Origin of the sequence: Sporosarcina sp. YIM B06819 (assembly GCF_033485175.1) — a bacterium.
Lineage (GTDB): Bacteria > Bacillota > Bacilli > Bacillales_A > Planococcaceae > Sporosarcina.
This window is the reverse complement of the sequence record NZ_JAWLIQ010000009.1, coordinates 135,682-161,923: the sequence shown is the minus strand read 5'-3', so window position 1 is coordinate 161,923 and position 26,242 is coordinate 135,682. Positions and strand designations below refer to the sequence as shown.

The window sequence follows — 26,242 nt, the reverse complement described above, 5'->3', positions numbered from 1 at the left end:
TAATCCTAGGTACTGGGCCTGCTGGCTTAACAGCAGCAATTTATTTAGCAAGAGCCAATATGAATCCTATAGTTATCGAAGGTGAACAACCAGGAGGGCAATTAACACTAACAACAGAAGTAGAAAATTTTCCGGGTTTTATAGATGGGATTATGGGGCCGGACCTTATGGATAACATGAGAAAACAAGCAGAGCGCTTTGGTGCTGAATTTAAAAGAGGATGGGTAACGGATGTGGATGTATCCCAAAAACCTATTAAGCTTCATGTTAATGGTTTAGGGGAAGTTGTAACTGAATCACTAATTCTTTCAACGGGTGCATCAGCAAAACTCCTTCAAATTCCAGGCGAACAAGAACACATTGGTTCAGGCCTGAGCACTTGTGCAACTTGCGATGGCTTTTTCTACAGAGGTAAAAAAGTAATCATTGTTGGAGGAGGAGATTCGGCAATGGAAGAAGCGAATTTCCTCACTAAATTTGCTTCTGAAGTTACGATTATTCATCGTCGTAACGAATTACGCGCTTCAAAGATTATGCAGGATCGCGCTAAACGAAATCCCAAAATAGCTTGGGGGTTAAATAAAACTCCTCTTGAAGTCATTGGGGACGGTATAAAAGTAACTGGACTGAAAGTGAAAAATAATGATACTGGTGAAGATGAGATAGTTGAGGCAGAGGGGATTTTTGTCGCAATCGGACATACACCAAATACGGCTTTCTTAAAAGGACAAATCGAAACAGATGAAGTTGGTTATATTCAAGTGAAGCCTGGAACAACAGAAACTAATATACCAGGTATCTACGCATGTGGTGATGTCCAAGATGATAAATATCGCCAAGCAATTACAGCAGCAGGTACAGGATGTATGGCAGCCTTAGATGTAGAAAGATACTTAGAATCTGTGAGTAATGAATGGAATCCAATATTGAGCGGGGTGACAGAAGGATGACGACAAAAAATTATCAGGAATTAATTGAACACGGTATTTTTATTGGTGGTGCAGATGATGCAGTGGAAGTTATGAAGAATGAAAGAGTAGATTTAATTGTTGATTTACGTGCAGAATCCACGAATATTTCATTGGACAGCAATCGGGTTCATTGTCCGATTGTTGATGATGCCGATCAGCAAGATGGATCTGTGAATAAAGCCATAAATTTGGTTGTCAATTCTTATAGTGACGGAAAGAAAGTCTTCTTTCATTGTGGTGGAGGAAGTAATCGAACAGGTACTGTGGCGATTGGTACACTTTTAGCCCTTGGGAAAGCAAATACAATTGCTGAAGCAGAGGAAAAAGCGAAAGCAATTCGCTCAAAGATTAATGTGAAGCCAGCCATGAAAGACTCATTAAAAAGAATGTTCCCAGATGCCTAATCATTTGATGGGAAAAGAGGAGAGATAATAATGGATATTACAAACAAAGCTAAAGAATATATTCAATCACTATTGAAAGAACAACAAGCTGAAGGACTTCGGATTTATGCGGTTGAGGGGTGCTGTGGCCCACAAATAGCATTATCACTTGATTCTCCTGAAGAATCAGATACTGTGTCTGTGATTAATGAAATCCCTGTTGCAATTGCTTTGCTGGCTAAAGAAATCATAAGTGATTTAACGTTGGACTTTGAATCTAAAGGTGAACAATCCGGTTTAGTCATGATTGGTGCACCGAATAACTGTTAAATAAAAAAGAACTGAACTATTTGTATACAAACAGACGAGGACTCCTTTTAAGGAGAACTCGTCTGTTTTCGTAGTTTATAAAATAAATTAGCAACAAATTATGTACTTAGTAGTCAAAGACATGCAATTACATACAGAATATCTCTGCTTAAAAGAGGAGATTCTAGCCAATACTAAACATACGGATTAAAAGGATTAAAAAATGGGCATTCAGTATTCCAAGAATGGTAGGTGGCACAATGTCTTTACAAAGAAGTTGTTTATATTCTATTGAACCAATCGGGATTGGTTCAGTTGAGGTAGAGTCCCTTAGCAGCTATATCTCTAGGTTAGCAGCTGCTCATTGCATAACTGTCGGTGATATTATGACACACTTGATTGCACCTGAATTAGGGAAGAAGTACATAAATAATATTGTATCTATTGGTGGGAATGGTTTTTATAAATCATCTTCTGCCATTAATGGCTATGGAATCATTGCAGAAGATTTTATTAAAGTAATTGAGTCTTTAACATGTAGAAAAGATATTTTGGAAACTACGTTTGTTAATTGCCGGGGCTTAGTTCCCTTTAGGGGGTTACTAAAAAGTAGTAGATATTGGTGTCCATCCTGTTTCCAAGCTGATTTAGAAAGTAAACAGACTGTTTATGAAAGACTGAGTTGGACCCTTCAACCATTTCATAAGTGCATAATTCACGACAGGTTGCTAGAGAGTACTTGTCCATTCTGTAAGTCTTGTATGTACACATTAGAAAGAAAGAGTATACCAGGATACTGTACAAAATGTTTTTATTGGCTAGGGAACTATAGGGACAAACAAAGTACAGGTATTTACTGTCGTAAGATCAATGATTCAATGAGAACTTTTTTTTTAGAATTCACCAACCTGTCGTTTGAAAGAGATTGTGTTTCACACTCATTATCATTTTATATAGAAAATAACTTTGAAGGTTCTTTAACAAAAGCTGCTGATTTCTTCGGATACTCTAAGTCGACTTTATGGGGATGGAAGGAAGGTGCTAATCTAGCTCCATTAAAAGCACTTATTGATATTACTTCAAAATTACAGCTAAATCTATCTAGTTTCATTAGTGTGGAAAAATCCAGAATGATACTAACGGACAATTGTATAAATAAAATCTCGCCCTCTGAAAGAACGAAAAAGAATCATGATAAAATTAAAGATTTTCTGGGTATCGCTATAACGGAAAAGAAGCCTTATTCATTAGGAGAGATAGCAAAATTGATGGAGTGTGATAGAAAGCTGTTAACTCAGATGTATCCAAATGAGTGTAGACAAATAAAAAAATTCTATTTAAACAGCATAGAGGTGAAGAAGAAAAATAAAAGCGAGATTATGAAAAAAAATATTAATAATGCTGTCTATACATTAAAGAAACAGGGTACTTACCCTACAAGAGCAAAAATAGAGGGAATAATCGGAAATGGAATGTTACGTGAGGAAAAGTACCGAAGTTATTGGGAAAAGAAAACTAACCATCTACTAATGGGGGATAATAACAAGGTAATCAACTTAAAGGAAAATGGGAGGGCTGACTGTGAATAAGGAGTTAACAAAACTGTTCCTTGAATTAAATATCGGGGAAGATACAATACAAAAAATAGATAGCATAAGAAAATCACAACCATCCCGAAAAGTAAGATCTAGTGGGAAAAATGTTTCCGGTTCTTATCCAAGTCAGAAGATGGGTGTAACTATTCAGTTTGAGAGTAGAACCCTTGAATTAGCAGCTATCTATGAAAAGGAATTTGATTCAAATGTCATCGAGTATTATGACCAACCAGAAACTTTTCCCATTCGATATCAAAATAAAGGACGTAATATTGGGCACCATTATACCCCTGACTTTTTTGTTATTGAAAAAGACTGGATTGGTTATGAAGAATGGAAAACTGAAAAAGATTTGTTTAACTTAATCCTGAAGTATCCAAATAGATATAGTGTGGATGAAGCAGGTACTTTCCGATGTCCACCAGCCGAAGAATATGCTAGGGAGTGTGGATTATCTTTTCGAATTCGTACTTCTGATGAGATAGATTGGATACTCCAAAGGAATATTAGATTTTTAGAAGATTATTTACTTGGCAATAAAATAGATATTTCTCCAACGAAGAAAGCTCAAGTAATTAATTTGGTAACTGAGAAACCAGGTATTAGTCTCGAAAAGTTACTAAATTTGAATCTTGATTTTAACGCCGATGATATTTACCATCTTCTTGCACAAAATGAGATTTATGCTGATATTAAAGCTGCTTTAATCACTGATTTTGATAAGTTCTCAATTTATCAAAATAAAGAATCCTCGGATGCATTTTACAATATGTCTAACGCAAATGTGAAAGATATTTTGCATGTATCAACCCTCAATATTTTTCCATTACAACCTCTTTTATGGTCAGCAGAACAGTGTACAATTTTAAGTATAGGTGATTCGAGTATTTCAATTATGAATGGAGAACGGGAAATTAAAATCCCACATGCTCTTTTTGAAAAACTATATCACGAAGGTACAATAAAACCTCTCATAAATTCAAATAATGAATCCTCCACTTCAGAGGAAGTTTTAGACATAATACTTAGCGCTTCACCAAAGAGTTTGGAAGAAGCTAATCGCAAGTTCAGTGTTTTGCAAAGCCACTGGAATGGAATTTCTTTAGAAGAGCTAAAGGTTAGTCCAAGAACATTTAGGGACTGGGTAAAAAAATACAAAGATGCTGAAAGTCAATTCGGAAACGGTTTTGTAGGTCTAATAACCAAAAGAAATAATCAAGGAAATAGAGAAAGAAAACTATCCCCTGAAGTAATAGGATTAATGGATGAATATATAAAAGAGAAATTTGAAAATCCACGTAGTTCTAATCTCAATTCAATTTATAAGCGGTTTTATCAAGAGTGTAACGATAGGAGATGGACGCCTCCAAGTTTCGTTACCTTTTGGAAAGAATCAAAAAAGAGACCCGTCTATGTTCAAACAGAAAAAAGAAAAGGTGCGAAAGCTGCATATGACACTGAAAAATTCTACTTTGAGATAGAGACAACTACTCCGAGACATGGTGATTTTCCTTATCAGGTTTGTCATTTAGATCATACGGAACTAGATATTGAATTAGTTTGTTCAGATACACATGAAAATTTAGGGAGACCTTGGCTCAGCCTCTTAATTGATGCCTATTCTAGAAGAATACTTTCTTTCTATTTAACTTTCGATCCACCAAGTTATCGGTCTTGTATGATGGTTTTGCGGGAATGTGTGAGGAGAAATTCAAGATTACCCAAAATGTTAGTTGTCGATGGTGGAAAGGAATTTCATAGTGTTTATTTTGATACACTATTAGCGAAATACAATGTCACTAAAGCACAGCGACCGGGATCAAAGCCTAAATTTGGTTCTGTTTGTGAGCGATTATTTGGGACTACTAATACAGAATTTATTCATAATCTCTTAGGGAATACGCAAATAATGAAGAATGTGAGAGTAGTGACTAAAAAATTCAACCCTAAACACAATGCAATTTGGACATTTGAATCATTGCACGAAATGATGAATGAATGGTGTTATGAAATATATGATCAACAAATTCATTCAACATTGGGTACTTCTCCACGGAATTTTTATGAAAATCGATTATACAAAACTGGTAAACGAGAACATACTTTTGTTAGGTATGACGAATTATTTGAAATAATGACGCTGCCATCTACTTCTAAACAAACAGCGAAAATTCAACCTGGACGAGGAGTTCGTATTAATAATATTTATTATTGGGGAGACATGCTTGATCACCCGGAAATTGAAGGACAGAGTGTTTATGTGAGGTATGATCCATTCGATATGTCCATTGCTTATGCCTATGTAAATAAATATTGGATTAAACTTCGGTCAGAAAATTTTATGACCTTTGAAAACCGTACCGAAAAAGAAATCCAAATGGCCACTATTGAAATTAGGCAACGCATGAGGAATGCCGGGAATGCTATTGAAATAACAGGTACGATAATTGCAAAATTCCTTGATTCAGCAGAGTCAAAAGAAGTTCTGCAAATACAACATTTAAAGGATAAGGCTGCGAAATTAATGGGAAAAGTGGCTGATCGAGAAGGAAATCAAAGTAAAAGTAATGGTCCTAAATCTGAAGGGAGGCACCTACATCTTGTGAAAGAAGAAAATGTAATGCCTTCTGATAAAATAGGAAAAACTGATACGCAAAAATTCGTTGCCTACGGGGAGTTTTAGAAATGAATAGACGGTTATTTCCTGACGAACTGATTCTAAAATCAGCTAATGAGAAAATAGATTATTTTAAAGATCTAACTGTGGCTCATCCAAAATTAATGAAAGCATATGAAGAATTTAACAATAAGATTAGTGTTGCCGATAAAAATGAGATTTTACTTATTTTTGGACCCAGTGGCGTTGGGAAATCTACATTATTTAATAGGATAATTCATGATTACAATAAAACTTATTTGACAGAAATGCTTTTAGATAAAGGGTTAATACCTATTGTTGGGACGGAAGCAATCGCGCCAGACGATGGGCGTTTTGATTGGAAAGATTTCTATATTAGATCTTTGACCTCGCTTAACGAGCCATTGATTAATTATAAAGTAAATATTGAAGTTCATTCTAGAGGGATTATGCCAACCGATAAAAGTAAAAATGCTTATAGAAGAGCAATGGAAAACGCATTAATATATAGAAAGCCACATGCTTTTTTAATCGATGAAGCTCAACATATTTCAAGGATAGCACGGGGGAAAAGTCTTAGAAATCAGATGGATACTATAAAGTCACTTGCCTCCATAAGTATGGTCCCATTTGTTTTATTTGGAACTTATGAAATTCTTAAATTTAGAAATCTAAGTGGCCAATTAATACGACGGGGGATTGACGTACATTTACCAAGGTACAAAGCAGACATAACCGATGACAGAGAGGCGTTTCAAAGTGTTTTATGGACTTTTCAGAAACATCTACCGTTTAATAATGAGCCAAACTTGATAGATCACTGGGAATATTTTTATATGCATTCGGTAGGCTGTGTTGGCAATATGAAGTTATGGTTTAATCGGACACTTGATTATTCTTTATCGAATGATATGAATAAAAAAACTTTGACTATAAACGATTTTGAAAGATTCTCACTAAGTTTAGATAAGGTTGAGAAAATGGCGGATGAGGCAATTGAAATGGAGAAGTACGTAGAAGACAGCGATAGTGAGAATGAGCGCAGAGAGAGAGTGGGCTTAAAGCTTGGAATAGGCACTAATAAAATTGAAGAAAAAAGCACATCTCAGAAATCTCCGAAGCAGAGGGGAAGGGTAGGAGAAAGAAAGGCAAATCGAGATCGAATTGGAGTTGATGAATTCAAAGATGCCAAAATAAATTCATGAAATTGGGGTGATTCAATGCTTACCTTATGGAATGATGAAAATATTAAAGGGCCTGAGAGGAGTATATGCTATCCATTAGAACCGATGTGCAAGGAAAGTATTGATGTTGAGAGTTTGACTAGTTATATTCAACGGATTTCGGAGGCCCATTCTGTATCGGTTTCAAGTTTAGTTAGGCATTTAATATTTCCAACCTCATATACAGAGGAAACTCTAGGGTATAGCGATAATGATCTTTATAGGGTGTACTATAAATCATATTCTATAAATGGATTTAATCAACAAGCTTTGTTTTTTTTAGAAGTACTCAGGGAGTTAACTGATAGAATAGATTTGAAGGATTTAACATGGATGAAACTATCTTCACTACTATCTCTGGGAGATATAAAAGTCGTTCGTCATTGGTGTCCCGCTTGTATATACGATCAAAAAAATGAAGAAATTGCATATGAAAAGCTTGTATGGTCCCTTAAGTCAGTAACAATATGTTTAAAACACAATTGTTTTTTGGAATCCACCTGTCCTGCCTGTAAGAAAGAGAATAAACAATTAGACTTACATTCAACAATTGGTTATTGTTCGAAATGTAAAACCTGGTTAGGTTCTAACCTCGTAATAAATAATAATACATGTGAAGAAAATACTGATTGGCAGAAATGGGTATACAAAAATGTAGAAGGACTAATGAAAAGTGAAATGCAAGAGATTATCAATCGTGATGTTATTTTAGATGAAGTGAGTAATTTCTTAACTAAAAATTTTAATCCGGCTAATAATTCAATTTACAATTTGGCGTATAATATGGGTTTTAATAGAGCTGTCATATTGCAATGGAAAAATAAGTCTAAGAAAGTCTCTTTTGAATCTCTATTAATATTGAGCTTTTGTGTAAATATATCTATAGAAAAAATACTACTTAAGGAAAATGAAATTAGTATAAGTAGAAATCAAATTAGACCAATTAAAAAAGGACTTTTTAATAAAAAGAGTTTTATAAGACTTAGTATTGATGAAAAAAGGATTGCACTGAATGAATTTATTAATAGTGATGAGTATCCACCGCTAAAATTAGGTGACGTAACTAAAAAAATTGGATATAAAAGCAACGAATCATTAAGAGAGTTTTTCCCAGATGAATGCCGTTTAATAAGTGCCAGATATAAAGCATATAAGGCGAAAGAAAAATCTGAACAAGTAAAAAAGATAAAACAGGAAATTAGTGAATGCGCTTCTTCAGCTTTTAAAGAAGGTGAACCTCTGAATAAATTATACATTATGAATAAAGTTAAAATAGGGAGACAGTTTATAAATCGAGAAATTATAGAGCATATAAACAAAGTTCTAGAAGGTAATCTTAAAGGATTTCATTGATGGTGCTGTAAGATTGATAGTTATTCTGTGAAATGAATTATATATGCTTTGTAGCAAGAGTTCATACCTGTTTCTTGACCTAAGGAATGGATATAAGATAAAATAGAATAGAATGTATGTTCCTTTTAATGCCTACAATAGAATAAAATAGTAGGCATTTATTTTATATTGATTAGGTCCATTACATAATTAACAATTATTATTTATAGTTAACCATATTTATACCGAAAGTATAATTATTAATCAAATCGATGCCAAAAGTTAAAGATAATCTGAATTGAAATCAATATAAAATTTTTAATTAGAATGTGTTTTAAAATTAACACTGGGAAAGTGTTGGTATTACTGGATTGGCAAATACATGGTTAAATAATTGGCAAAGATATTATTAACATCGCATGGCGTTAAAACCCTTGTATAATCAAAGAACACTTACCCAAAATGCAAAGGAAACAGAAGTTACGGTATCAAAGCTTGGTGAGGATGCAACGTTGTTAGTAGCAGTATCACTGTTATTGGTGGAGTTGTTTGATCCTGTTTAAATAGGTTAGTCAGAGCCATAGCTCTTTTACTCATAATAAGGAATAAAATCACAGTAACAGAGTATATTATCGGGAGATATCACTCTCAGACTAAAGTTTATGTTTGCGGCCAATTGATTTACTTAGAACACTATACATAATAAGCCATCCCTTAATTGGATGGCTTTCGCCATTTCGCAGAAATATCGGCAAAATCCTAGTTATATTTCAACTCCAAAAGAAAATACTGTCTGCTTTTTATACTGCTCCCCTGCATTCAAAACAACACTTGGAAAACCATCATGATGCAATGATGCAGGAGAACCCTGCGTTTCAAAGCACACACCAAGATACTTCTCTGAAAAATTTTCTTTCAATTCCATTCCATCTTCCATAGTATTGGAAGTATACAAAACCATACCCGGCTGATTCGTTTTCAACCGCATTATACGCCCAGAATCAGTATCTTTGACAACAACAGCGTTTTCCTTCCCCTGATTAAAAATAAAGTAATGATCATGGCCATTTCCGGCAATTTTATTTTGCACAGAATCATCTTTAAACCCATCACCCAATAGTTGACCATTACGAAAGTCAAAGGAAGTACCAGCAACATTTATCAACTTTCCAGTGGGAATGAGTTCTTCATCAAGTTCAATAAATTGTTCACTATCTATTGTTACATTATGATGATGGACCGTATTTTTTAAATCCCCGCTTAAATTAAAATAAGAATGGTTCGTCAATGTTAATGGAGTCGGCTGATCACTGGTTGCAGAGTAATCAATAATGAATTGGTTATTATTATTCAGTTTGTAAGTGATAGTAACATCCAGATTACCAGGATATCCACCTTCTCCATCTGAACTTTTGTGAGTCAACTTCAATCCAATAGTATTAACGGTTTGAAAAGGTTTCACATTCCAAATAACCTGGTGGAATCCAGATGAACCTCCGTGTAGATGATTGTCTTTATTATTTTTTTCCAAGTCGTAAGTTTTCCCCTTAAGTTCGAATGAACCTCCCTGGATTCTTCCAGCAACACGGCCGATTAATGCACCAAAATAGTTCTGGTTGGATTCGTAGTCGACGTAATTTTTAAATCCTAGCACTACATTTTCTATTTTCCCATTTCTATCAGGAACAAGTATTTCCGTAATGATTCCACCATAGTTCAGTACACATACAGACATACCTTGTTCGTTTACTAATGTATATTCTATCCATTTTCCAAGAATATCACTTATTTCTATCTTCATTATTTTACCTCCTACTAATTTTATGTCTGGATAAATCGTTCAAATACCCTCAGCCAGCCCTGAATTGGAAGTCTCACCATCCTCATTTTAATTTTCTCTGCCCACTTCTGATGATATGGCGATACATTACTCCTTTTACCAAGTAAAAATTTCTTGATTTCAGCCAGTTCATCCTTCAATCTTGCTGGGAGAACAGCGAGTCTCATCACTTCTGTTAGTCTAATATTTTCCTTTTTTGTATGATGGACATCTGCGTGTGGATGAAAAATTCCCAGTGGACGTTCGTCGGATGTTCGATTGTTTCGTAATACAAGATCAAGCACATATATACCATTACGAATGCGAACGATTGGTGTGATCGTGTTATGTGGTGTGTCTTTTGTAAAAGCTCTGATGTCTGCATGCTCATCAGAAGAAGTCGCATCCCTATACATAAAAACAGCCCGGTAATGGTTTAGAAGTCGTTCAATCCAAAGCAAACCAAGTAACTATAAACGGAGCACCAAGTATTTGAATAAATTTCAGCTAGTCACTTATGGTTAATCAACACATGTAGTAACTAGTACTAAAACAATTAAAAATGCAATACCTTATTCACTCAGTATGGTCAATTTTAAGGAATTCTTCAATTGTAAAAGCTGACACTCCGAGTGCTGCTGAATAGGAGGATAATTCTGAAAAAGTTATATTCATATCCACTTTGTGAAAGGGCAATAGTTCTTGTTTTGCAGTTGTTATGATGGGTTGTTTAATCCATTTTTCCGCTTTTGCTAATCTATTTCCAATAATAATGAGTTGAGGATTAAACGTTTTTATTAAGTTCGTAATTCCTGTACTCATATTACATCCAATTTCTTGGAACAGTTTTAACGCATCTTTATCATTATTGTTGGCTAGTTCAATCAATTGTCCAAGGCTTACTTCAGATAAATGGTCAATTTCTTTTGCTTGCTTTAATAGTGCATGTTCAGATGCATAGGCTTCCCAGCATCCGCTACTTCCACAATTGCATTTACGCCCATTCTTCACAATGGTCATATGGCCACTTTCTCCCGAGAAACCGTTAATGCCACGATATAACTCTCCATTTAAAATGATTCCTACTCCAATTCCGATTCCCGCACTTATATAGATTAAGTTATTGCTTTTTTGTCCGGCGCCAAATCGTTTTTCTCCGTAAGCACCGGCATTCGCCTCATTTTCAACAAGAATAGGGTAGTCGAATTCTGCTTCGAGAATTTTTAACAAGTCTACATCTTTCCATTTTAAATTTGGTGCCAATAATACTTTGCCTTCATTATCAACAATTCCAGGTACACCAATTCCAATGCCTATGACACCATATCTACTTTCAGGTACATGCTTGATAAGGATGTGAACTGTATCTATAACAAGTTGAATTTGTTGATCTGATGAAAGATTAGTATCAACAGTTTGATTCACTTCATAAATAACGTTACCCACTAAATCAGTAACAACACCTAAAGTATAATTAACACCTATATCAACCCCGAGTGAATATCCGGCTTGTTCGTTAAAGAGCAGTATGACAGGGCGTCTGCCTCCACTAGATTCCCCGATTCCTGATTCATAAATAAGCTCCTCATCGATGAGTTCACTTACTAATGAAGAAACCGTAGCTTTATTTAAGCCGGATTGTTGTGCAATTTCCGCACGTGATAAAGGAGCTAGCTTAATAATGGCTTGCAGAACAATTTCTTTATTCTTTTTCTTGACGATATGTTGATTCCAAGTTGTTTGTCTCATTATTTTGCAACCTCCACTTTTTTTTAACAATTCTAGCTGTTAGAAATATTGTACTACAAAACTTTGTTTATTGTATAGACAAAGTAAGTTTATGGTGTTAATATTTAAATGTACAAAGGTTTACAACAATTCTGAGGAGGGGGAGTATTCAGTTATGATGAAATGGAAGGGGTTACAATCAGTTGTTGTTCTATTGCTTATGATGTTTTTGTTGGCAGCATGTGGTCAAGATGCAGGTTCGAGTAAGGACGCTGGTACAACAGAAGGTAATGGAAGCAATGCAGATGCCGGGGAAAAGTCAGAGGGGAAAATTAAAATCGGTCTTTCAGTATCAGACTTATCACTAGAACGTTGGCAACATGACCGTGACTTCTTTGTTGGGAAAGCAGAAGAACTTGGGGCAGAAGTAATCGTACAGTCAGCAAATGGCGACGAGGCAAAACAATTATCACAAATTCAAAATATGCTATCCCAAGACATTGATGTATTAGTTATTATCGCAATTAACTCAGATGCCCTATCTCCGGCTGTTGAAAAAGCAAAGAGTGAAGGTATTCCTGTATTGGCTTATGATCGCCTAGTAAACGGTTCAGACATCGATGCCTACGTATCTTTTGATAATGTACGAGTCGGTGAGATGCAGGCTGAATACTTAGTAGAGAAAGTACCGACAGGAAAGTACTTCCTAATGGGTGGTTCTCCAACAGATAATAACGCTAAGATGTTTAGAGAAGGTCAAATGAATATTATTCAGCCTCTTGTTGATAAAGGCGATATTACAATTATCGGTGATCAATGGGCGAAGGGCTGGGATGCAAATGAAGCATTGAAGATTATGGAAAATGCATTAACAGCAAATAAAAATGATATTGATGCAATTGTTGCTTCTAATGATAGTACAGCCGGAGGGGCAATCCAGGCATTGGATGCTCAAGGCCTAGCTGGTAAAGTCGTTATCTCGGGTCAAGATGCCGATTTAGCAGGAGTTCAGCGTATTGCAGAAGGTACACAAACAATGACAGTGTATAAGCCAATCAAAGCCATAGCAATTAAGAGCGCAGAAGTAGCTGTACAATTGGCAAAAGGCGAAGCGGTTACAACAGATTCAACTGTAAACAATGGCAAGTTAGATGTACCTTTTATTAAGCTAGATCCGATTAAAGTAGGTAAGGAAAATATTATCGATACGCTAATAAAGGACGACTTCCATTCATATGATAATGTTTATAAAAATGTACCAGAAAATGAGCGTCCAGCACGCCCATAAGTAGAATTTTGGAAGGGGGAACGTATCCCCCTTTAAATTTATCTATTTTTAGGGGAGGAAATCCGAAATGGAAAATTACGCACTTCAAATGAGGGCAATTACGAAAGAGTTTCCCGGTGTACGTGCGCTAGATAATGTTACTTTTTCAGTTCGTAAAGGCGAGATTCATGCTTTATGTGGTGAAAATGGTGCAGGTAAATCCACTTTAATGAAAGTTTTAAGTGGGGTTTATCCACATGGATCATACGACGGAGATATTATAATAAGTAATAAAAATGTAGCATTTAAATCAATCAAAGAATCGCAAAATGCTGGTGTTGGGATCATTTATCAAGAACTTGCATTAGTAGAAGAAATGTCAGTTGCCGAAAACCTATTTTTAAGTCATGACTTAATGAGAGCGAAAATCATTGATTGGAATAAAATCTATGCAGAAGCTCAAAAATGGTTAGACCATATTGGATTAGATGTTGATCCGCAAACAAAAGTCGGGCAGCTAACAGTGGGTAAACAGCAAATTATTGAAATTGCAAAGGCATTGACGCAGAAAACAGAAATTCTCATATTGGATGAGCCTACCGCGGCATTAACGGAAAGTGATGTTGATATTTTAATGAAACTTCTCCACGATCTACGTGCTGAAGGGGTCACTTGTATCTATATTTCTCATAAGCTCAATGAAGTGATGGCACTAGCGGATTCCGTAACAATTTTAAGAGATGGGCAAACAATTAGTACCGACAAAATTGCCGACTTAACAGAGGAACTCATTATTACAAAGATGGTAGGACGCGAATTGACCGAGCTTTTTCCTTATGAAGCTCGCCCAATTAGTTCTGAAAATATACTAGAAGTAAAAAATTATTCAGTTACTGATCATGTAGGGAAAAAAGTAATCGTTGATACCTCATTTGCTGTGAAAAAAGGTGAGATTCTTGGATTTTCTGGCCTGATGGGTGCTGGAAGAACGGAATTATTTATGAGTTTGTTTGGTGGGCTAAAGGGTAACCATACAGGAAGTGTTTTAATTGATGGAAAAGAAACAAATATTAAAAGCCCAGCGGATGCTATTCGAGAAGGATTAGCATATGTTTCCGAGGATCGAAAGCGTTATGGCTTAGTTTTAGGAATGGACATTACTAAAAACACTACACTTGCTGCTTTAAATAAGATGATGAAATTAAAGGTAATTGATAATGCTTTGGAAGTTAAAACAGCGGGGGATATTACATATAAAATGAACTTGAAGGCCCCTAACTTGGAAGCGTTGGTTGGTCAACTCAGTGGTGGAAATCAGCAAAAGGTTGTCCTGAGTAAATGGTTATTAAATGACCCTAAAGTTTTGATACTTGACGAACCGACAAGGGGAATTGATGTCGGGGCAAAGTATGAGATTTATAAAATAATAAATGAACTTGCCAATCAAGGAGTGGGCATCGTGATCGTTTCATCCGAGTTACCTGAAGTCTTAGGTATGTCAGATCGAATTATTGTTATGGCAGAAGGAAAAATAACAGGAGAATTCCAAAGAGCAGAAGCAACTCAGGAGAAAATAATGACATGTGCAACAGGAGGGAAGAATTCGTGAAAACACAACCCACGGTTAATCCAGAGACTAAGGAAAAAAGAGGTTTAAGTTTTAAGTTAGATATGCAAGCCTACACATTGATTATTGCACTGGTGCTAATTGCTGTTATATTTGGTTTTTTCACTGGTGGAGAATTTTTATCGTCACGAAATATTTCTAACTTATTTTCCCAAATGTCTGTCATTGCAGTGTTAGCTATTGGTATGACCTTGGTTATCGTAGCCGGGCATATTGATTTATCCATTGGTTCATTAGTAGGCCTGACGGGTGGCGTTGCAGCGATTTTACATGTTTGGTACGAATGGAATACGTTTACTGTCGTTATTGCGGCAATTGTCGTTGGTGCGCTTTTCGGTGTTTGGCAAGGGTGGTGGGTTGCCTACAGGGCAGTTCCAGCATTTATCGTGACGCTTGGCGGGATGTTGATTTTCCGCGGCATACTTATTGGATTGAGTAAAGGGCAAACAATCGCGCCGCTGAATGATAGCTTTAAGGCAATCAGTAATAGTTATTTTCCTTTTACCTTAGGTTATATTTTGGCACTGGCCAGTATAGGCATGTTGATTTTTTGGACAGTCTGGAATCGGTCGAAAAGAAAAAGTTTAGAATTATTGCTACCAGCACCAGTAATTGACTATGGGAAGGTTGGCGTTTACTCGTTTTTTATCTTGTTAGCTACGTATATGTTGAATCGCTATCAAGGAATTCCAACGCCTATATTACTTGTTGTTTTTTTGGCAGCCATTTTCATCTTTATTTCGAATAAAACCTCATTCGGGAGATACGTTTATGCCATTGGTGGAAACCCAGAAGCAGCAGCCCTTTCAGGTATCAATATTAAGCGTAATACATTATGGGTTTTTATATCAATGGGTGCATTATCTGGAGTTGCAGGTGTGATTTTAACAAGTAGATTAAATGCGGCCACCGTAAACGCAGGAAATATGTACGAACTTGATGCAATTGCAGCCTGTGTTATAGGTGGAACTAGTCTAATGGGCGGTAAAGGAAAAGTTGTAGGTGCTCTCATTGGCGCATTGATCATGGCGAGCATTGACAACGGTATGAGTATGATGAATATCGAAACCTTCTGGCAATATATCGTCAAGGGATTAATTCTAATAATTGCTGTCTGGATTGATATAGCTAGTAAAAAGTAATTGATAGGTTTAAAGAGTTGAAAATTATAAAACATCTGGAGGAATTGAACATGACATATTTTGAGAATATTAATCACATTAAATTTGAAGGACATAAATCCACAAATCCACTAGCATTTAAATTCTATAATCCGGAAGAAAAAGTAGCAGGCAAGACAATGGAAGAGATACTACGATTCGGTGTTGCTTATTGGCATACATTTACAATGGACGGATCAGATCCATTTGGTGCTGGCAATATGATTCGTTCATGGGATAAATTTAAAGGCATGGATTTAGCTAAAGCCCGTGTCGAAGCTGGCTTTGAGTTTTTCGAGAAATTAAATGTACCATTCTTTTGCTTCCATGATATTGATATTTCACCAGAAGGAGCAACTCTTCAAGAAACGAATAAGAATTTAGATGAAATTGTCGCAATGACTAAAGACTATATGACTACAAGTAAGACAAAGCTTTTATGGAATACAGCCAATATGTTTTCACATCCGCGTTTTGTACATGGAGCTGCAACGGCCGTCAATGCTGATGTATTTGCCTATTCAGCTGCAAAGGTGAAAAAAGGCTTGGAAGTTGCCAAAGAACTAGGGTCAGAAAACTATGTATTCTGGGGGGGGCGTGAAGGCTACGAAACCCTGTTAAACACGAATATGAAGCTTGAACTTGATAATTTAGGACGGTTTTTCCATATGGCTGTCGATTATGCGAAGGAAATTGGATATGATGGTCAGTTCTTAATTGAACCAAAACCGAAAGAGCCATCGAAGCATCAGTATGATTTTGATGTTGCTACAGGTTTAGCATTTTTACAGTCATACGATTTACAAAATCATTTCAAATTTAATATTGAAGCAAACCATGCTACTTTAGCGGGGCATACATTTGAACATGAACTACACTTCGCACGTATTAATGGCATGTTAGGATCAGTAGATGCAAACCAAGGGGATACATTACTTGGTTGGGATACAGATGAATTCCCAACGGATCTATATTCCACTACTTTAGCAATGTATGAAATTCTGAAAAATGGTGGACTAGGTCGGGGCGGATTGAATTTCGATGCAAAAGTTAGAAGAGGCTCGTTCGAACAAGAAGACCTATTCCATGCACACATTGCAGGGATGGATAGTTTTGCAGTAGGACTAAAAGTAGCGCAAAAACTAATTGATGATAACGTATTAGACGGATTTATTGATGAGCGTTATGACAGTTATAATCATGGTATCGGTAAGGAAATTGTGGAGGGAACGACAAACTTCCGTAAGCTAGAAGATTATGCAATGCAACTAGGAGAAATCCAGAATACTTCTGGAAGAGCAGAGCGTCTAAGAGCAACAATAAATCAATATTTACTATCAGTAACATCTGAATAATTATTGTATTACATTAAGGCATACTAGAAGCGGATTAGGGGTTTCTAGTATGTCTTTTTATCAAACATAAATGAGGGATAAAATATGAAATATGTGATTGGCATTGATTTAGGAACAAGTGCTGTGAAGGTTTTATTGGTGAATAAAAGAGGGGAAGTGTGTCAGGAAATCTCAAAAGCGTATCCACTTATCCAGGAGAAATCAGGTTATAGTGAACAGAATCCGGAAGAATGGTATGCGAAAACTTTGGAAGCACTTGTGGAACTTGTACAACAGTTTGAAGGAAATCCACAAGATATTGAAGGAATTAGCTTTTCTGGTCAAATGCACGGACTTGTAGTAGTGAATCAAAAGAATGAATTATTACGGAATGCTATTTTGTGGAATGATACACGTACAACAAAACAATGCGAAGAAATCTATGAGGTTGTTGGTAAAGAAAAGTTGCTGAATATCACGAAAAACCCAGCTTTGGAAGGCTTCACTTTGCCCAAATTATTATGGGTGAAGGAACATGAACCAGAAATCTTTGAACAAATTGCTTACTTCATGCTTCCTAAAGATTATTTACGTTATCGTTTGACTGGAAGAATACATAGTGAGTACTCAGATGCAGCAGGAACCTTATTGTTAGGTGTTAGTGAAAAAGTGTGGAGTCATGAGATATGCAACCTTTTTGATATAGAACAATCAATTTGTCCACCTTTAGTAGAATCACATGGTTATGTAGGAACGATTACACCGGAATTTGCACATGCAACTGGGCTCTACCATTTGACAAAAGTATTTGCCGGTGGTGCAGATAATGCCTGTGGTGCTATTGGTTCAGGAATTTTATCGGAAGGAAACACATTATGCAGCATTGGAACATCCGGCGTGATTTTGTCCTATGAAGAACAAAAAAATCGTGATTTCGATGGCAAGGTTCACTATTTTAATCATGGAAAAGAGGATGCCTTTTATACGATGGGGGTTACTTTGTCGGCGGGGCATAGTCTGGAATGGTTCAAGCATACCTTCGCAGAGAACGAAGATTTTACTGAGCTGTTAGAAGGCATTGATCGTATACCCGTTGGTGCGAATGGCTTGATCTTCACTCCTTATTTGGTAGGAGAAAGAACTCCGCATGCTGACTCCAGTATCCGGGCTAGTTTTATAGGGATGGAATCGGCCCACACGAAAAAGGATTTTGCTCGGGCGGTACTTGAGGGAATTACTTTTTCTTTGAATGAATCGATTCATATCTTTAGAGAAAGTGGTAAGAAAATAGACACCATCATTTCTATTGGCGGTGGTGCAAAAAATGACACATGGTTGCAAATGCAAGCTGATATTTTTAACGCGAAAATACTAAAGTTATCTAGCGAGCAAGGTCCTGGAATGGGGGCAGCTATGCTTGCGGCATATGGATGTGGCTGGTTTGAATCACTAATACAATGTGCGGATGTATTTCTTGAAACACCTAAATCATATGAACCCATTCAAGAAAATGTAGAAAAGTATAAAGAGCTATTTGCTATTTATACAAAGGTTTATGCGCAAACAAGAGCAATAAATGAGGAGTTAAAGCCATTTAGAAAATAAAGAATAAAGGGAGCGTAACGATGAATAAAGTTCGTTGGGGAGTATTAAGTACAGCAAATATCGCTCAAACACAAGTGATTCCTGCCATTTTTCGAGCAGAAAATGCAGAAGTTGTCGCTATTGCAAGCCGGGGAAGTAAGGTCCATACAGTCGCATCGGCTTTACAAATACCCAAAGCCTATGAAAGTTACGAACAGCTATTGAATGATCCGGATATCGATGCGGTATATATACCCCTTCCTAATCATTTGCATAAGGAATGGGTATTGCAAGGTGCTAGGCAGGGTAAGCACATACTTTGTGAGAAACCAGCGGCATTAACAGCCGGTGAGGCCGCTGAAATGATACAAATTTGCTCGGAGCATAATGTGAAGTTTATGGAAGGATTCATGTACCAATTTCATCCACAACATGCACGTGTGAAAGAAATTATAGCTTCTGGAGAAATCGGGGATACTAAACTGATTAGGTCCAGCCATTCTTTTTATTTAGAGAATCGTACCGATGATATTAGGATGGATAAGGATATGGGTGGAGGTAGCTTATATGATGTGGGGTGTTATTCTATAGAAGTAATTCGCCATATAACTGAAGCAGAGCCTATAGAAGTACAGGCCATTGCCGCAATAGAACCTAAATCAGGGATTGATATAAGCGTATATAGTCATTTAAAGCTAGATAATGGTTTGACAGCTATTTTCGATTGTAGTTTTGACATGACGGCAAGAAATGAGTACGAGATTATCGGGACAAAAGGGACGATTAAGGTACCTTTTGCATTCCGTCCAGATGTGAATGGCGGAATAGGCTCTATTCTGGTACAAGGAAATGGAATGAGTAGGGAAGAAAAAGTGTCTGGAGATATTTATCGTTTGGAAGTAGAGCATTTTTCCTCGGCCATATTAAATAATACTGATCCTGCAATTACCGGACAATCTACAATCAATAATATGCGAGTACTAGAGGCTTGCTATCAATCCATTCAAACAGGCCAGCCTGTAAAGCTAACGTAATACTTTTCAGTGAATAGTCATGAGGCTGTCTAATCATCCGTTTTGTCGAATTGTGTATCCATCGTTATCACTAAAAGTGACGACGCGATAACGATGGATGGTGCGTGATTGTTGTGTGTCAACTTGGTACTTTACGTCACCAAGTACATTGAAATTAGGCTCTTGTATTCGGCGAAGAGAACGTGGTTGATGCAACTCAACATTATCACGCAAGCGAATCACGAAGTGCTGATGCTGTTCCTTAAATTGATCGAGCCACGCGTGTTTGCCGTATGCACGGTCTTCAACGAGGATAAATGCTTGATTTGCAAGGGATTCACCTGCCGGCTCATCGTGATCCAATTCACCCGTTTCCTTCACTTCAATTGGCATGCCCGTTTCTGATGAAAAGGCAAAATGTAGCTTAATGACTGATTTTTCACCGTGGTAGGGTGCCCAAGGGAACCGAATTTTACCGACCGTAATCGTCGTAGAATCGACAAGTAGTAATGCTTGTTTCATTACCTTGGTCCGACGTTTTGCCCGATTACATTTACTGACGAACAGGTGAAAAAAATCCTTGAAAAATTTATAAGGAACATCGGCAGCCTTCTTACTTACAGTCGAATAATTAACCGGTGACAGATCGATGGACGCCATCATTTCAGTGCCATCCCGAAAGCCTGCCCACTTTTCAAGGGTAGCTCCCACAAAGAAATCAAGAAGGTCTTCAACTTTAAACTTTCGTGCTACTACTTTATAGTTATGCTTTTCTAGAAGCTCCATCAATTCTTCTAGTGAAATTAGGATGGCTAAAAGCTTTGGGGTTGTGTAAAACTGTTTCATAAAGGAAGGAAGCAGTTCAATCCTTCCCCGAGGACACCTTTCTTGTGTAGGGATGTTGGTTTAGTCGCTTAACATCCTATCAGAAAAGGTGTCTTTTTTCTATGGTTTTATTGGAAATAACTAGCTAATCAACAGGCGTGATAATTTTAATCAGTACATATTACATTCGGTAATATTACTCGTTAGTCATAAATCACTATAAACACAGCGCTTTATTACCACTACAGAAAGGTATTGATTTCTATTGGACAGGGTTATTCATTAAGGAGAGCAGAGAGGCTTGAAACAACATTGATGATTGAAATATTAACGGAAGGTTGATTTCAGGATAATCTTAGGCAGTAGTTTTGGTATTAATTATGAAGATAAAATAAAAGAATCAGTATTCATAAAACTGGAAAGGGGTCATATGAATGAACTTCACAATTGGAAATAAATTGTTAGGCGCATTCTTAAGTGTTGCATTTATTCTTGGAATCATTAGTTCTATATCCTATTACAATATACAGAAGGTAGACAAATCTCTTTCCGATTTGGTAGATCGACGAGCGGTTATTGAATCGCATGCATTGAAAATGGAGATAAGTACTTCGCAAGAAGTCAGTAACTTGCGAGGTGTGCTATTACAGGAAAAGGGTACACCGGAAGCGTTAGCACAAGTGATAACTGACCTTAATGAGCACATTGAAGCTGCCTACAAGTTAGCTAATCACCAAGACCTGAAAGATACACTCACACAACTTGAAACGATGAATGAGCAGTTTAAGCTGGAATCAGACAAAATCATAAGCTTGATGAATTCTAGTCCAGATAAAGCTGAAAAACACTTCCTTGGGGTAGCGATGCCTCTAGTGAGGGAAATACGCGATATCTCAAGTCAAATAGCCATAGAGCAAGCAGAGCTTATGAAGGAAGAAAGTCTTGCTAGCTCTGCATTGGTTAGTTCCGTTACTTCGACAGTTCTTACCTTAAGTGTGATTGCTATTATTTTGGCGATTTTAATAGGCGTAATCATTACTCGATTGATTACGAAACCAATTTTATTAATTGAAAAGGTGGCAGAAGGAATCGCATCTGGCGATTTGGCTCAAGAGGACATAAAGGTGAAAAATCGAGATGAAATAGGGAATCTTGCAAAATCCTTTAACCAAATGAAAATGAATCTTCGTCAATTGATCCAACAAGTTAGCTTAGATGCCGAACAAGTGGCGGCAACATCAGAACAACTTTCTGCTGGTGCCGAACAGACCGGTAAAGCAACTGAACAAATCTCAATTGCCATTCAAGAGGTAGCTTTAGGTACGGAAACGCAAGTTTCCCATGCAAGAGAAGCTTCCCAAGCAGTCAAAGAAATTTCAAATGGGATGAATCAGGTTGCATTTTCTATTCAATCCGTCGCAGATTTAACGACCTCTACAAGCGAAAAAGCATTCGCTGGAAATACTGTGGTTACCCGGACCGTTGAACAAATAAATCTTGTACAACAGTCCGTAAGTGAAACGAGAGAGGTTATTAACGCCTTAGGTGAAAAATCAGAGGAAATTGGTCAAATCGTTGAATTGATCACTCAGATTGCTGATCAAACAAATCTCTTAGCTTTAAATGCTGCGATTGAAGCTGCGCGGGCTGGGGAACACGGCCGAGGGTTTTCAGTCGTTGCCGATGAAGTTAGAAAGTTAGCCGAGGGGTCTGGACAAGCCGCAGGTCAAATCCGTAATCTTATTCTAGAGATCCAAGCTGAATCGGAGAATGCCGTTCAATCTATGAATCTTGGTAAATCCGTTGTTGGGGAAGGTATTAATATGGTTCATCAAACAGGTGAGGTCTTCAAAGACATATTAATGGCCATTGAACAAGTTACCGCAGAAGCGCAGGAGGTTTCTGCTATTATAGAGCAAGTTAATTCAAGCTCACAAAGTATGGTAGAGACAATGGAAAGTCTAGCTTCTATCGCTGAACAATCTGCTGGAAATACACAGAACGTAGCTGCTTCAGTAGAAGAACAAAATGCCTCAATGGAGGAAATATCAGCTTCAACAATTGCTTTAAGTTCAATGGCCCAGGATCTACAAGAAGTAATCAGTACCTTTAAAGTTTAATAAACAAAACCCCTCACTGCTTGGAGACCACTGAAAAAGTCCATCGGACGAACAATGAGATTTCCATAATCACGCTTCGGCGCTTGCGGATGCCTCTCGCCTATGCCAGGCAGAAAACCACTGCCAGTCTTATGGCTTCGGCTACCGCGTGTAAGGCGCCCTCACTTCGAATCTAGTTTTTAGGGTACCAGTGCGTCGAACAAAGACAAATAATCCACAGATTCGGATAAGTATACAAAAAAATCAGACACCTGCCAATTCGTCTGGTTTTTATCTTACTATTATTCAATTGTAGTGAATTGGCTAATTAGTTCCACGCGTACGAAGATTATGTTCCCCCAGCCCACCTATGATATGATAAACAAGGTTCAAAAAGAGGTTCGAAAACTCCCTCTATAAAAAACTAAGGAGATTGGTAAAATGAAAAATGAAAAAGCATTGGTTGTCTTTAGCGGCGGCCAGGACAGTACGACATGCCTATTTTGGGCATTGAACAATTTCCAGGAAGTCGCAACAGTAACATTTGACTACGGGCAGCGGCATTCGGATGAAATCGAGCATGCTCGAAAAATTGCGGAGGAGCTCGGTGTCTCATTCAAAGTATTGGATATGAATTTGATCAATCAGTTATCCGCCAATGCGCTCACACGAGATGATATTGAAGTGACAGAAATAGACGGTGAATTGCCGTCAACGTTTGTTCCGGGAAGAAATCATTTGTTCCTAAGCTTCGCTGCGGTGTACGCAGATGCGATTGGTGCACGACACTTGATTACCGGTGTGAGTGAAACGGATTTCAGCGGTTATCCTGATTGCCGCGATAATTTTATTAAATCATTAAATGTCACGTTGAATTTGGCCATGGATGGAAATTTTGTTATCCATACGCCGTTAATGTGGTTAGATAAATCTGAAGTATGGGCGCTAGCCGACGAACTGGGTGCGCTTGATTTTGTGCAGGAGAAGACACTTACTTGCTACAATGGCGTTCCAAGTACGGGATGTGGAGAATGCCCTGCATGTGTGTTGCGCAATGAAGGTCTTGCGGCATATCTAGCGCGAAAGACTGCAGGTGCAGCAATATGATGCAACAATTTTATCCGCAAGTGCAGCACAACTATCGATTTGAATTAAACAAAGACATGCATTTTTCAGCTGCGCATTACATTCCCCATGAAGATGCCGGAAAATGCCAAGTGATGCATGGCCATACGTATTTTATCAATGTGACGATTGGCGGAAATGAATTAGATGAACTTGGTTTTTTAATTGATTTCAAGCAACTGAAAGATTTGATTCATAAAAAATACGACCATTCTGTGTTGAATGATCATCCCGAGTTCCAAAACGCCTTTCCTACAACTGAACAAATGGCAGAACAAATTTGGAAATCGATTCAGGCAGTTCTTCTGACAAGAGAAAATCGTCCAAATTGCCTCCAAGTGATCGTTCGGGAAACGCCGACGAGTTATGTCGTCTATCGCCCGGGACAGGAGGAATTATCATGAAAATACCTGTCATGGAAGTATTCGGTCCAACGATTCAAGGGGAAGGAATGGTGATCGGTCAAAAAACGATGTTTGTCCGGACGGCGGGATGTGATTATTCTTGTGCTTGGTGCGATTCCAGTTTCACGTGGGATGGAACGGGCAAGAGTGTTTCAAAACGCCCGCAAGAAATTATCGATGAACTGAAAGCAATCGGTGGACAGTCGTTTTCGCATGTGACGATTTCAGGTGGAAATCCAGCCCTTCATAAAGGTATTGGTGAACTAGTAGAACTTTGTCATGCAGAAGGATGGAAAGTGGCGGTCGAAACACAAGCGACTTTTTGGCAAGATTGGCTGTTGGAAATCGATGACATCACGCTTTCACCGAAGCCACCAAGTTCAAAAATGATCACGGATTTTGACAAATTAGATCTTTTCATAGGTAAATTAACGGATTCAAACACAAGTTTAAAGATTGTTGTTTTTGATGAAACAGATTTCAAGTTTGCGGAAGAAGTCCATCTGCGCTACCCTTCTGTTCCTTTCTATTTACAGGTCGGAAACGATGATACGACAACAATAGATGATACCGTTCTGATCCCTCATCTTTTGAAGCGTTTTGAATGGCTCATTGATTTGGCTGTTGCTTCTCCAGTGATGAACGATGTGAAAGTGTTGCCGCAATTGCATGCGCTTGTGTGGGGGAATAAGCGAGGCGTATAAGAAGTGTGCTGTCCCGAAGTCATTTAGACTTTAGGGACAGCATTTTTTTTAGGGTACCTGTGCGTCACAAAAAGACAAACAATTCACGCACCGGAATAAGTATACAAAAAAGCAGACACTCGCCAATTCATCTGATTTTCATCTTAATTATTATACAATTGTAGTGAATGAACTAATTAGTTCCACGCACAGGTACCTGAAAAATAAACAATAAAAACACCTCCACGTTGGTTTTTACGGTTTCTATACCCGTTTTTCAACGAAAGGTGTTTTTATTGTTTTTTAATCGTTTGAAAGCATTCTCGTAAACTTCATTACTTTTACGTTTTCCAATGGCAATGATTTCAACGATTTCAGTTTTGTTACCAATCATTCGATACACGATTCGGATACCAATCTTTCTGAACTTGATTTTCCGACAACCAATTAAATTGTTCGTTAAGTCTTCCCCGATTTCATCCGCCCGTTGCTCCATTTTCGCAAGTGCAATATCCACAAATTTTTTTTCAGATCCGTCCAACCTTTTATAGTCCTTTTTCGCTTCCTCAATGAAAATAATATCGAACTTCTTCATTACCGATCAACCAAATAAGTCATCATCGGCTATATCATCTGGATTAACCTTTTGGAACTCCGCAAAACCGTGATCTCCCATGACCTCTTTTAGACTATATCTATTAGGATTTTGGTCTGCGTCTTGGATACGAAGTGAAAGATTGTATTCCCATGCTAATTCACGAAGAATTTCCAATTCCATAAACATTTTTTCATACGCTTCATAGCTCTGAACAACCGTATCGATACGATTGTTATCGGAGATAAATTGGGGTGCGATTTTTGCATTTTTACGAACCTCTCCAAAACGTCGTGCGGCAACCGAGGCTGGGACAACCTGATCAACATTGAACTGTGGTTTTTCCATAACATCCACCTTCATTTCTTTCAACTCCTTATATAATATGTATTACACCTGTAGTAACTATACAATCATTATACCATTTATCCTTAGAACACTTGAATAAATATACCGGTAACCCCGCTACTTTATACATCAAACTTTAGGTACCAGTGCAACATTGAATTCAGCATACTTTTCTGTGCA

At 37.4% G+C, this 26,242-nt stretch carries 23 protein-coding genes, 1 pseudogene and 1 riboswitch; of the genes and pseudogenes, 18 read left to right on the top strand and 6 right to left on the bottom strand.

Annotation, left to right across the window (positions count from 1 at the left end):
* Positions 1-2: 2 nt before the first annotated feature.
* The 8 genes from trxB to R2B72_RS07770 all read left to right on the top strand — a co-directional run bounded on the left by trxB (position 3) and on the right by R2B72_RS07770 (position 9,014).
* Positions 3-950, top strand: a complete 948-nt coding sequence (gene trxB / locus R2B72_RS07805) for a thioredoxin-disulfide reductase (protein WP_318615887.1) — start codon at positions 3-5, stop codon at positions 948-950.
* On the top strand, positions 947-1,375 hold the full coding sequence (locus R2B72_RS07800; protein ID WP_318615886.1) for a dual specificity protein phosphatase family protein: 429 nt from the start codon (positions 947-949) through the stop codon (positions 1,373-1,375). The genes trxB and R2B72_RS07800 overlap by 4 nt, the downstream gene beginning before the upstream one ends.
* A 30-nt stretch (positions 1,376-1,405) precedes the next feature.
* Positions 1,406-1,684, top strand: coding sequence for an iron-sulfur cluster biosynthesis family protein (locus R2B72_RS07795; RefSeq protein WP_318615885.1), 279 nt, complete (start codon positions 1,406-1,408; stop codon positions 1,682-1,684).
* Positions 1,685-1,923: 239 nt separating this feature from the next.
* Positions 1,924-3,252, top strand: coding sequence for a TniQ family protein (locus R2B72_RS07790; protein WP_318615883.1), 1,329 nt, complete (start codon positions 1,924-1,926; stop codon positions 3,250-3,252).
* Positions 3,245-5,941 (top strand): TnsA endonuclease N-terminal domain-containing protein, encoded by a 2,697-nt coding sequence (locus R2B72_RS07785; RefSeq protein ID WP_318615882.1) that lies wholly within the window; start codon positions 3,245-3,247, stop codon positions 5,939-5,941. The genes R2B72_RS07790 and R2B72_RS07785 overlap by 8 nt, the downstream gene beginning before the upstream one ends.
* 2 nt (positions 5,942-5,943) lie before the next feature.
* A complete protein-coding gene (locus R2B72_RS07780; protein WP_318615881.1) occupies positions 5,944-7,101 on the top strand; it encodes an AAA family ATPase in 1,158 nt (385 codons plus the stop codon).
* 15 nt (positions 7,102-7,116) lie between these two features.
* On the top strand, positions 7,117-8,472 hold the full coding sequence (locus tag R2B72_RS07775; protein ID WP_318615880.1) for a TniQ family protein: 1,356 nt from the start codon (positions 7,117-7,119) through the stop codon (positions 8,470-8,472).
* Between the two features lie 413 nt (positions 8,473-8,885).
* Positions 8,886-9,014, top strand: coding sequence for a hypothetical protein (locus tag R2B72_RS07770; RefSeq protein WP_318615879.1), 129 nt, complete (start codon positions 8,886-8,888; stop codon positions 9,012-9,014).
* Positions 9,015-9,214: 200 nt separating this feature from the next.
* On the opposite strand, the gene R2B72_RS07765 is transcribed toward R2B72_RS07770, so the two are convergent.
* The 3 genes and pseudogenes from R2B72_RS07765 to R2B72_RS07755 form a co-directional block, all read right to left on the bottom strand.
* Positions 9,215-10,252, bottom strand: coding sequence for an aldose epimerase family protein (locus R2B72_RS07765; RefSeq protein WP_318615878.1), 1,038 nt, complete (start codon positions 10,250-10,252; stop codon positions 9,215-9,217).
* 80 nt (positions 10,253-10,332) lie between these two features.
* Positions 10,333-10,665: pseudogene (locus tag R2B72_RS07760) on the bottom strand (UDP-glucose--hexose-1-phosphate uridylyltransferase); the annotation flags it as partial.
* A 181-nt stretch (positions 10,666-10,846) separates the two neighbouring features.
* A complete protein-coding gene (locus tag R2B72_RS07755) occupies positions 10,847-12,019 on the bottom strand; it encodes an ROK family transcriptional regulator (RefSeq protein ID WP_318615877.1) in 1,173 nt (390 codons plus the stop codon).
* A 154-nt stretch (positions 12,020-12,173) separates the two neighbouring features.
* Here R2B72_RS07755 and xylF point away from each other — a divergent pair, with 154 nt between their 5' ends.
* The 6 genes from xylF (at position 12,174) to R2B72_RS07725 (ending at position 20,004) form a co-directional block, all read left to right on the top strand.
* Positions 12,174-13,286 carry a D-xylose ABC transporter substrate-binding protein gene (gene xylF, locus R2B72_RS07750; protein ID WP_318615876.1) on the top strand — a complete coding sequence of 371 codons (1,113 nt, stop codon included), beginning with the start codon at positions 12,174-12,176 and terminating at the stop codon, positions 13,284-13,286.
* 67 nt (positions 13,287-13,353) lie between these two features.
* The gene (locus R2B72_RS07745) at positions 13,354-14,874 is read left to right on the top strand and encodes a xylose ABC transporter ATP-binding protein (RefSeq protein WP_318615875.1); all 1,521 of its coding nucleotides are present in this window, start codon (positions 13,354-13,356) and stop codon (positions 14,872-14,874) included.
* On the top strand, positions 14,871-16,034 hold the full coding sequence (locus R2B72_RS07740; protein ID WP_412177808.1) for a sugar ABC transporter permease: 1,164 nt from the start codon (positions 14,871-14,873) through the stop codon (positions 16,032-16,034). Before R2B72_RS07745 ends, R2B72_RS07740 begins: the two co-directional genes overlap by 4 nt.
* A gap of 50 nt (positions 16,035-16,084) precedes the next feature.
* Complete coding sequence (gene xylA / locus R2B72_RS07735; protein ID WP_318615874.1) at positions 16,085-17,407, top strand: xylose isomerase; 1,323 nt, start codon at positions 16,085-16,087, stop codon at positions 17,405-17,407.
* Between the two features lie 84 nt (positions 17,408-17,491).
* Positions 17,492-18,991, top strand: coding sequence for a xylulokinase (gene xylB, locus R2B72_RS07730; RefSeq protein WP_318615873.1), 1,500 nt, complete (start codon positions 17,492-17,494; stop codon positions 18,989-18,991).
* 20 nt (positions 18,992-19,011) lie between these two features.
* Positions 19,012-20,004 (top strand): Gfo/Idh/MocA family oxidoreductase, encoded by a 993-nt coding sequence (locus tag R2B72_RS07725; protein ID WP_318615872.1) that lies wholly within the window; start codon positions 19,012-19,014, stop codon positions 20,002-20,004.
* A gap of 33 nt (positions 20,005-20,037) precedes the next feature.
* Here the strand turns inward: R2B72_RS07725 and R2B72_RS07720 are convergent, their stop codons facing one another.
* Complete coding sequence (locus R2B72_RS07720) at positions 20,038-20,769, bottom strand: transposase (RefSeq protein WP_318615871.1); 732 nt, start codon at positions 20,767-20,769, stop codon at positions 20,038-20,040.
* A gap of 473 nt (positions 20,770-21,242) precedes the next feature.
* Here R2B72_RS07720 and R2B72_RS07715 point away from each other — a divergent pair, with 473 nt between their 5' ends.
* From R2B72_RS07715 to queE, 4 genes are all read left to right on the top strand, one after another.
* Positions 21,243-22,928: a HAMP domain-containing methyl-accepting chemotaxis protein gene (locus R2B72_RS07715; RefSeq protein WP_318615870.1), complete on the top strand. Its 1,686-nt coding sequence runs from the start codon at positions 21,243-21,245 to the stop codon at positions 22,926-22,928.
* A 369-nt stretch (positions 22,929-23,297) separates the two neighbouring features.
* Positions 23,298-23,341: riboswitch (PreQ1 riboswitch) on the top strand.
* Positions 23,342-23,348: 7 nt separating this feature from the next.
* Positions 23,349-24,014, top strand: a complete 666-nt coding sequence (gene queC / locus R2B72_RS07710) for a 7-cyano-7-deazaguanine synthase QueC (protein ID WP_318615869.1) — start codon at positions 23,349-23,351, stop codon at positions 24,012-24,014.
* The gene (gene queD / locus R2B72_RS07705; protein ID WP_318615868.1) at positions 24,011-24,436 is read left to right on the top strand and encodes a 6-carboxytetrahydropterin synthase QueD; all 426 of its coding nucleotides are present in this window, start codon (positions 24,011-24,013) and stop codon (positions 24,434-24,436) included. Before queC ends, queD begins: the two co-directional genes overlap by 4 nt.
* Positions 24,433-25,140, top strand: coding sequence for a 7-carboxy-7-deazaguanine synthase QueE (gene queE, locus R2B72_RS07700; RefSeq protein WP_412177807.1), 708 nt, complete (start codon positions 24,433-24,435; stop codon positions 25,138-25,140). The genes queD and queE overlap by 4 nt, the downstream gene beginning before the upstream one ends.
* Before the next feature lie 256 nt (positions 25,141-25,396).
* On the opposite strand, the gene R2B72_RS07695 is transcribed toward queE, so the two are convergent.
* Complete coding sequence (locus R2B72_RS07695) at positions 25,397-25,714, bottom strand: type II toxin-antitoxin system RelE family toxin (RefSeq protein WP_318615867.1); 318 nt, start codon at positions 25,712-25,714, stop codon at positions 25,397-25,399.
* A gap of 6 nt (positions 25,715-25,720) precedes the next feature.
* On the bottom strand, positions 25,721-26,077 hold the full coding sequence (locus R2B72_RS07690) for a hypothetical protein (RefSeq protein ID WP_318615866.1): 357 nt from the start codon (positions 26,075-26,077) through the stop codon (positions 25,721-25,723).
* Positions 26,078-26,242 lie beyond the last annotated feature (165 nt).

Bases quoted from the DNA above. Each gene is read 5' to 3' on its own strand.
- R2B72_RS07780 (WP_318615881.1), top strand. From the start codon at position 5,944: ATGAATAGACGGTTATTTCCTGACGAACTGATTCTAAAATCAGCTAAT.
- R2B72_RS07715 (WP_318615870.1), top strand. From the start codon at position 21,243: ATGAACTTCACAATTGGAAATAAATTGTTAGGCGCATTCTTAAGTGTT.
- R2B72_RS07800 (WP_318615886.1), top strand. From the start codon at position 947: ATGACGACAAAAAATTATCAGGAATTAATTGAACACGGTATTTTTATT.
- queE (WP_412177807.1), top strand. From the start codon at position 24,433: ATGAAAATACCTGTCATGGAAGTATTCGGTCCAACGATTCAAGGGGAA.
- R2B72_RS07755 (WP_318615877.1), bottom strand. From the start codon at position 12,019: ATGAGACAAACAACTTGGAATCAACATATCGTCAAGAAAAAGAATAAA.
- R2B72_RS07690 (WP_318615866.1), bottom strand. From the start codon at position 26,077: ATGAAGGTGGATGTTATGGAAAAACCACAGTTCAATGTTGATCAGGTT.
- R2B72_RS07775 (WP_318615880.1), top strand. From the start codon at position 7,117: ATGCTTACCTTATGGAATGATGAAAATATTAAAGGGCCTGAGAGGAGT.
- xylF (WP_318615876.1), top strand. From the start codon at position 12,174: ATGATGAAATGGAAGGGGTTACAATCAGTTGTTGTTCTATTGCTTATG.
- R2B72_RS07720 (WP_318615871.1), bottom strand. From the start codon at position 20,769: ATGGAGCTTCTAGAAAAGCATAACTATAAAGTAGTAGCACGAAAGTTT.
- R2B72_RS07765 (WP_318615878.1), bottom strand. From the start codon at position 10,252: ATGAAGATAGAAATAAGTGATATTCTTGGAAAATGGATAGAATATACA.
- R2B72_RS07795 (WP_318615885.1), top strand. From the start codon at position 1,406: ATGGATATTACAAACAAAGCTAAAGAATATATTCAATCACTATTGAAA.
- xylB (WP_318615873.1), top strand. From the start codon at position 17,492: ATGAAATATGTGATTGGCATTGATTTAGGAACAAGTGCTGTGAAGGTT.
- R2B72_RS07725 (WP_318615872.1), top strand. From the start codon at position 19,012: ATGAATAAAGTTCGTTGGGGAGTATTAAGTACAGCAAATATCGCTCAA.
- R2B72_RS07790 (WP_318615883.1), top strand. From the start codon at position 1,924: ATGTCTTTACAAAGAAGTTGTTTATATTCTATTGAACCAATCGGGATT.
- queC (WP_318615869.1), top strand. From the start codon at position 23,349: ATGAAAAATGAAAAAGCATTGGTTGTCTTTAGCGGCGGCCAGGACAGT.
- R2B72_RS07695 (WP_318615867.1), bottom strand. From the start codon at position 25,714: ATGAAGAAGTTCGATATTATTTTCATTGAGGAAGCGAAAAAGGACTAT.
- queD (WP_318615868.1), top strand. From the start codon at position 24,011: ATGATGCAACAATTTTATCCGCAAGTGCAGCACAACTATCGATTTGAA.
- R2B72_RS07745 (WP_318615875.1), top strand. From the start codon at position 13,354: ATGGAAAATTACGCACTTCAAATGAGGGCAATTACGAAAGAGTTTCCC.
- xylA (WP_318615874.1), top strand. From the start codon at position 16,085: ATGACATATTTTGAGAATATTAATCACATTAAATTTGAAGGACATAAA.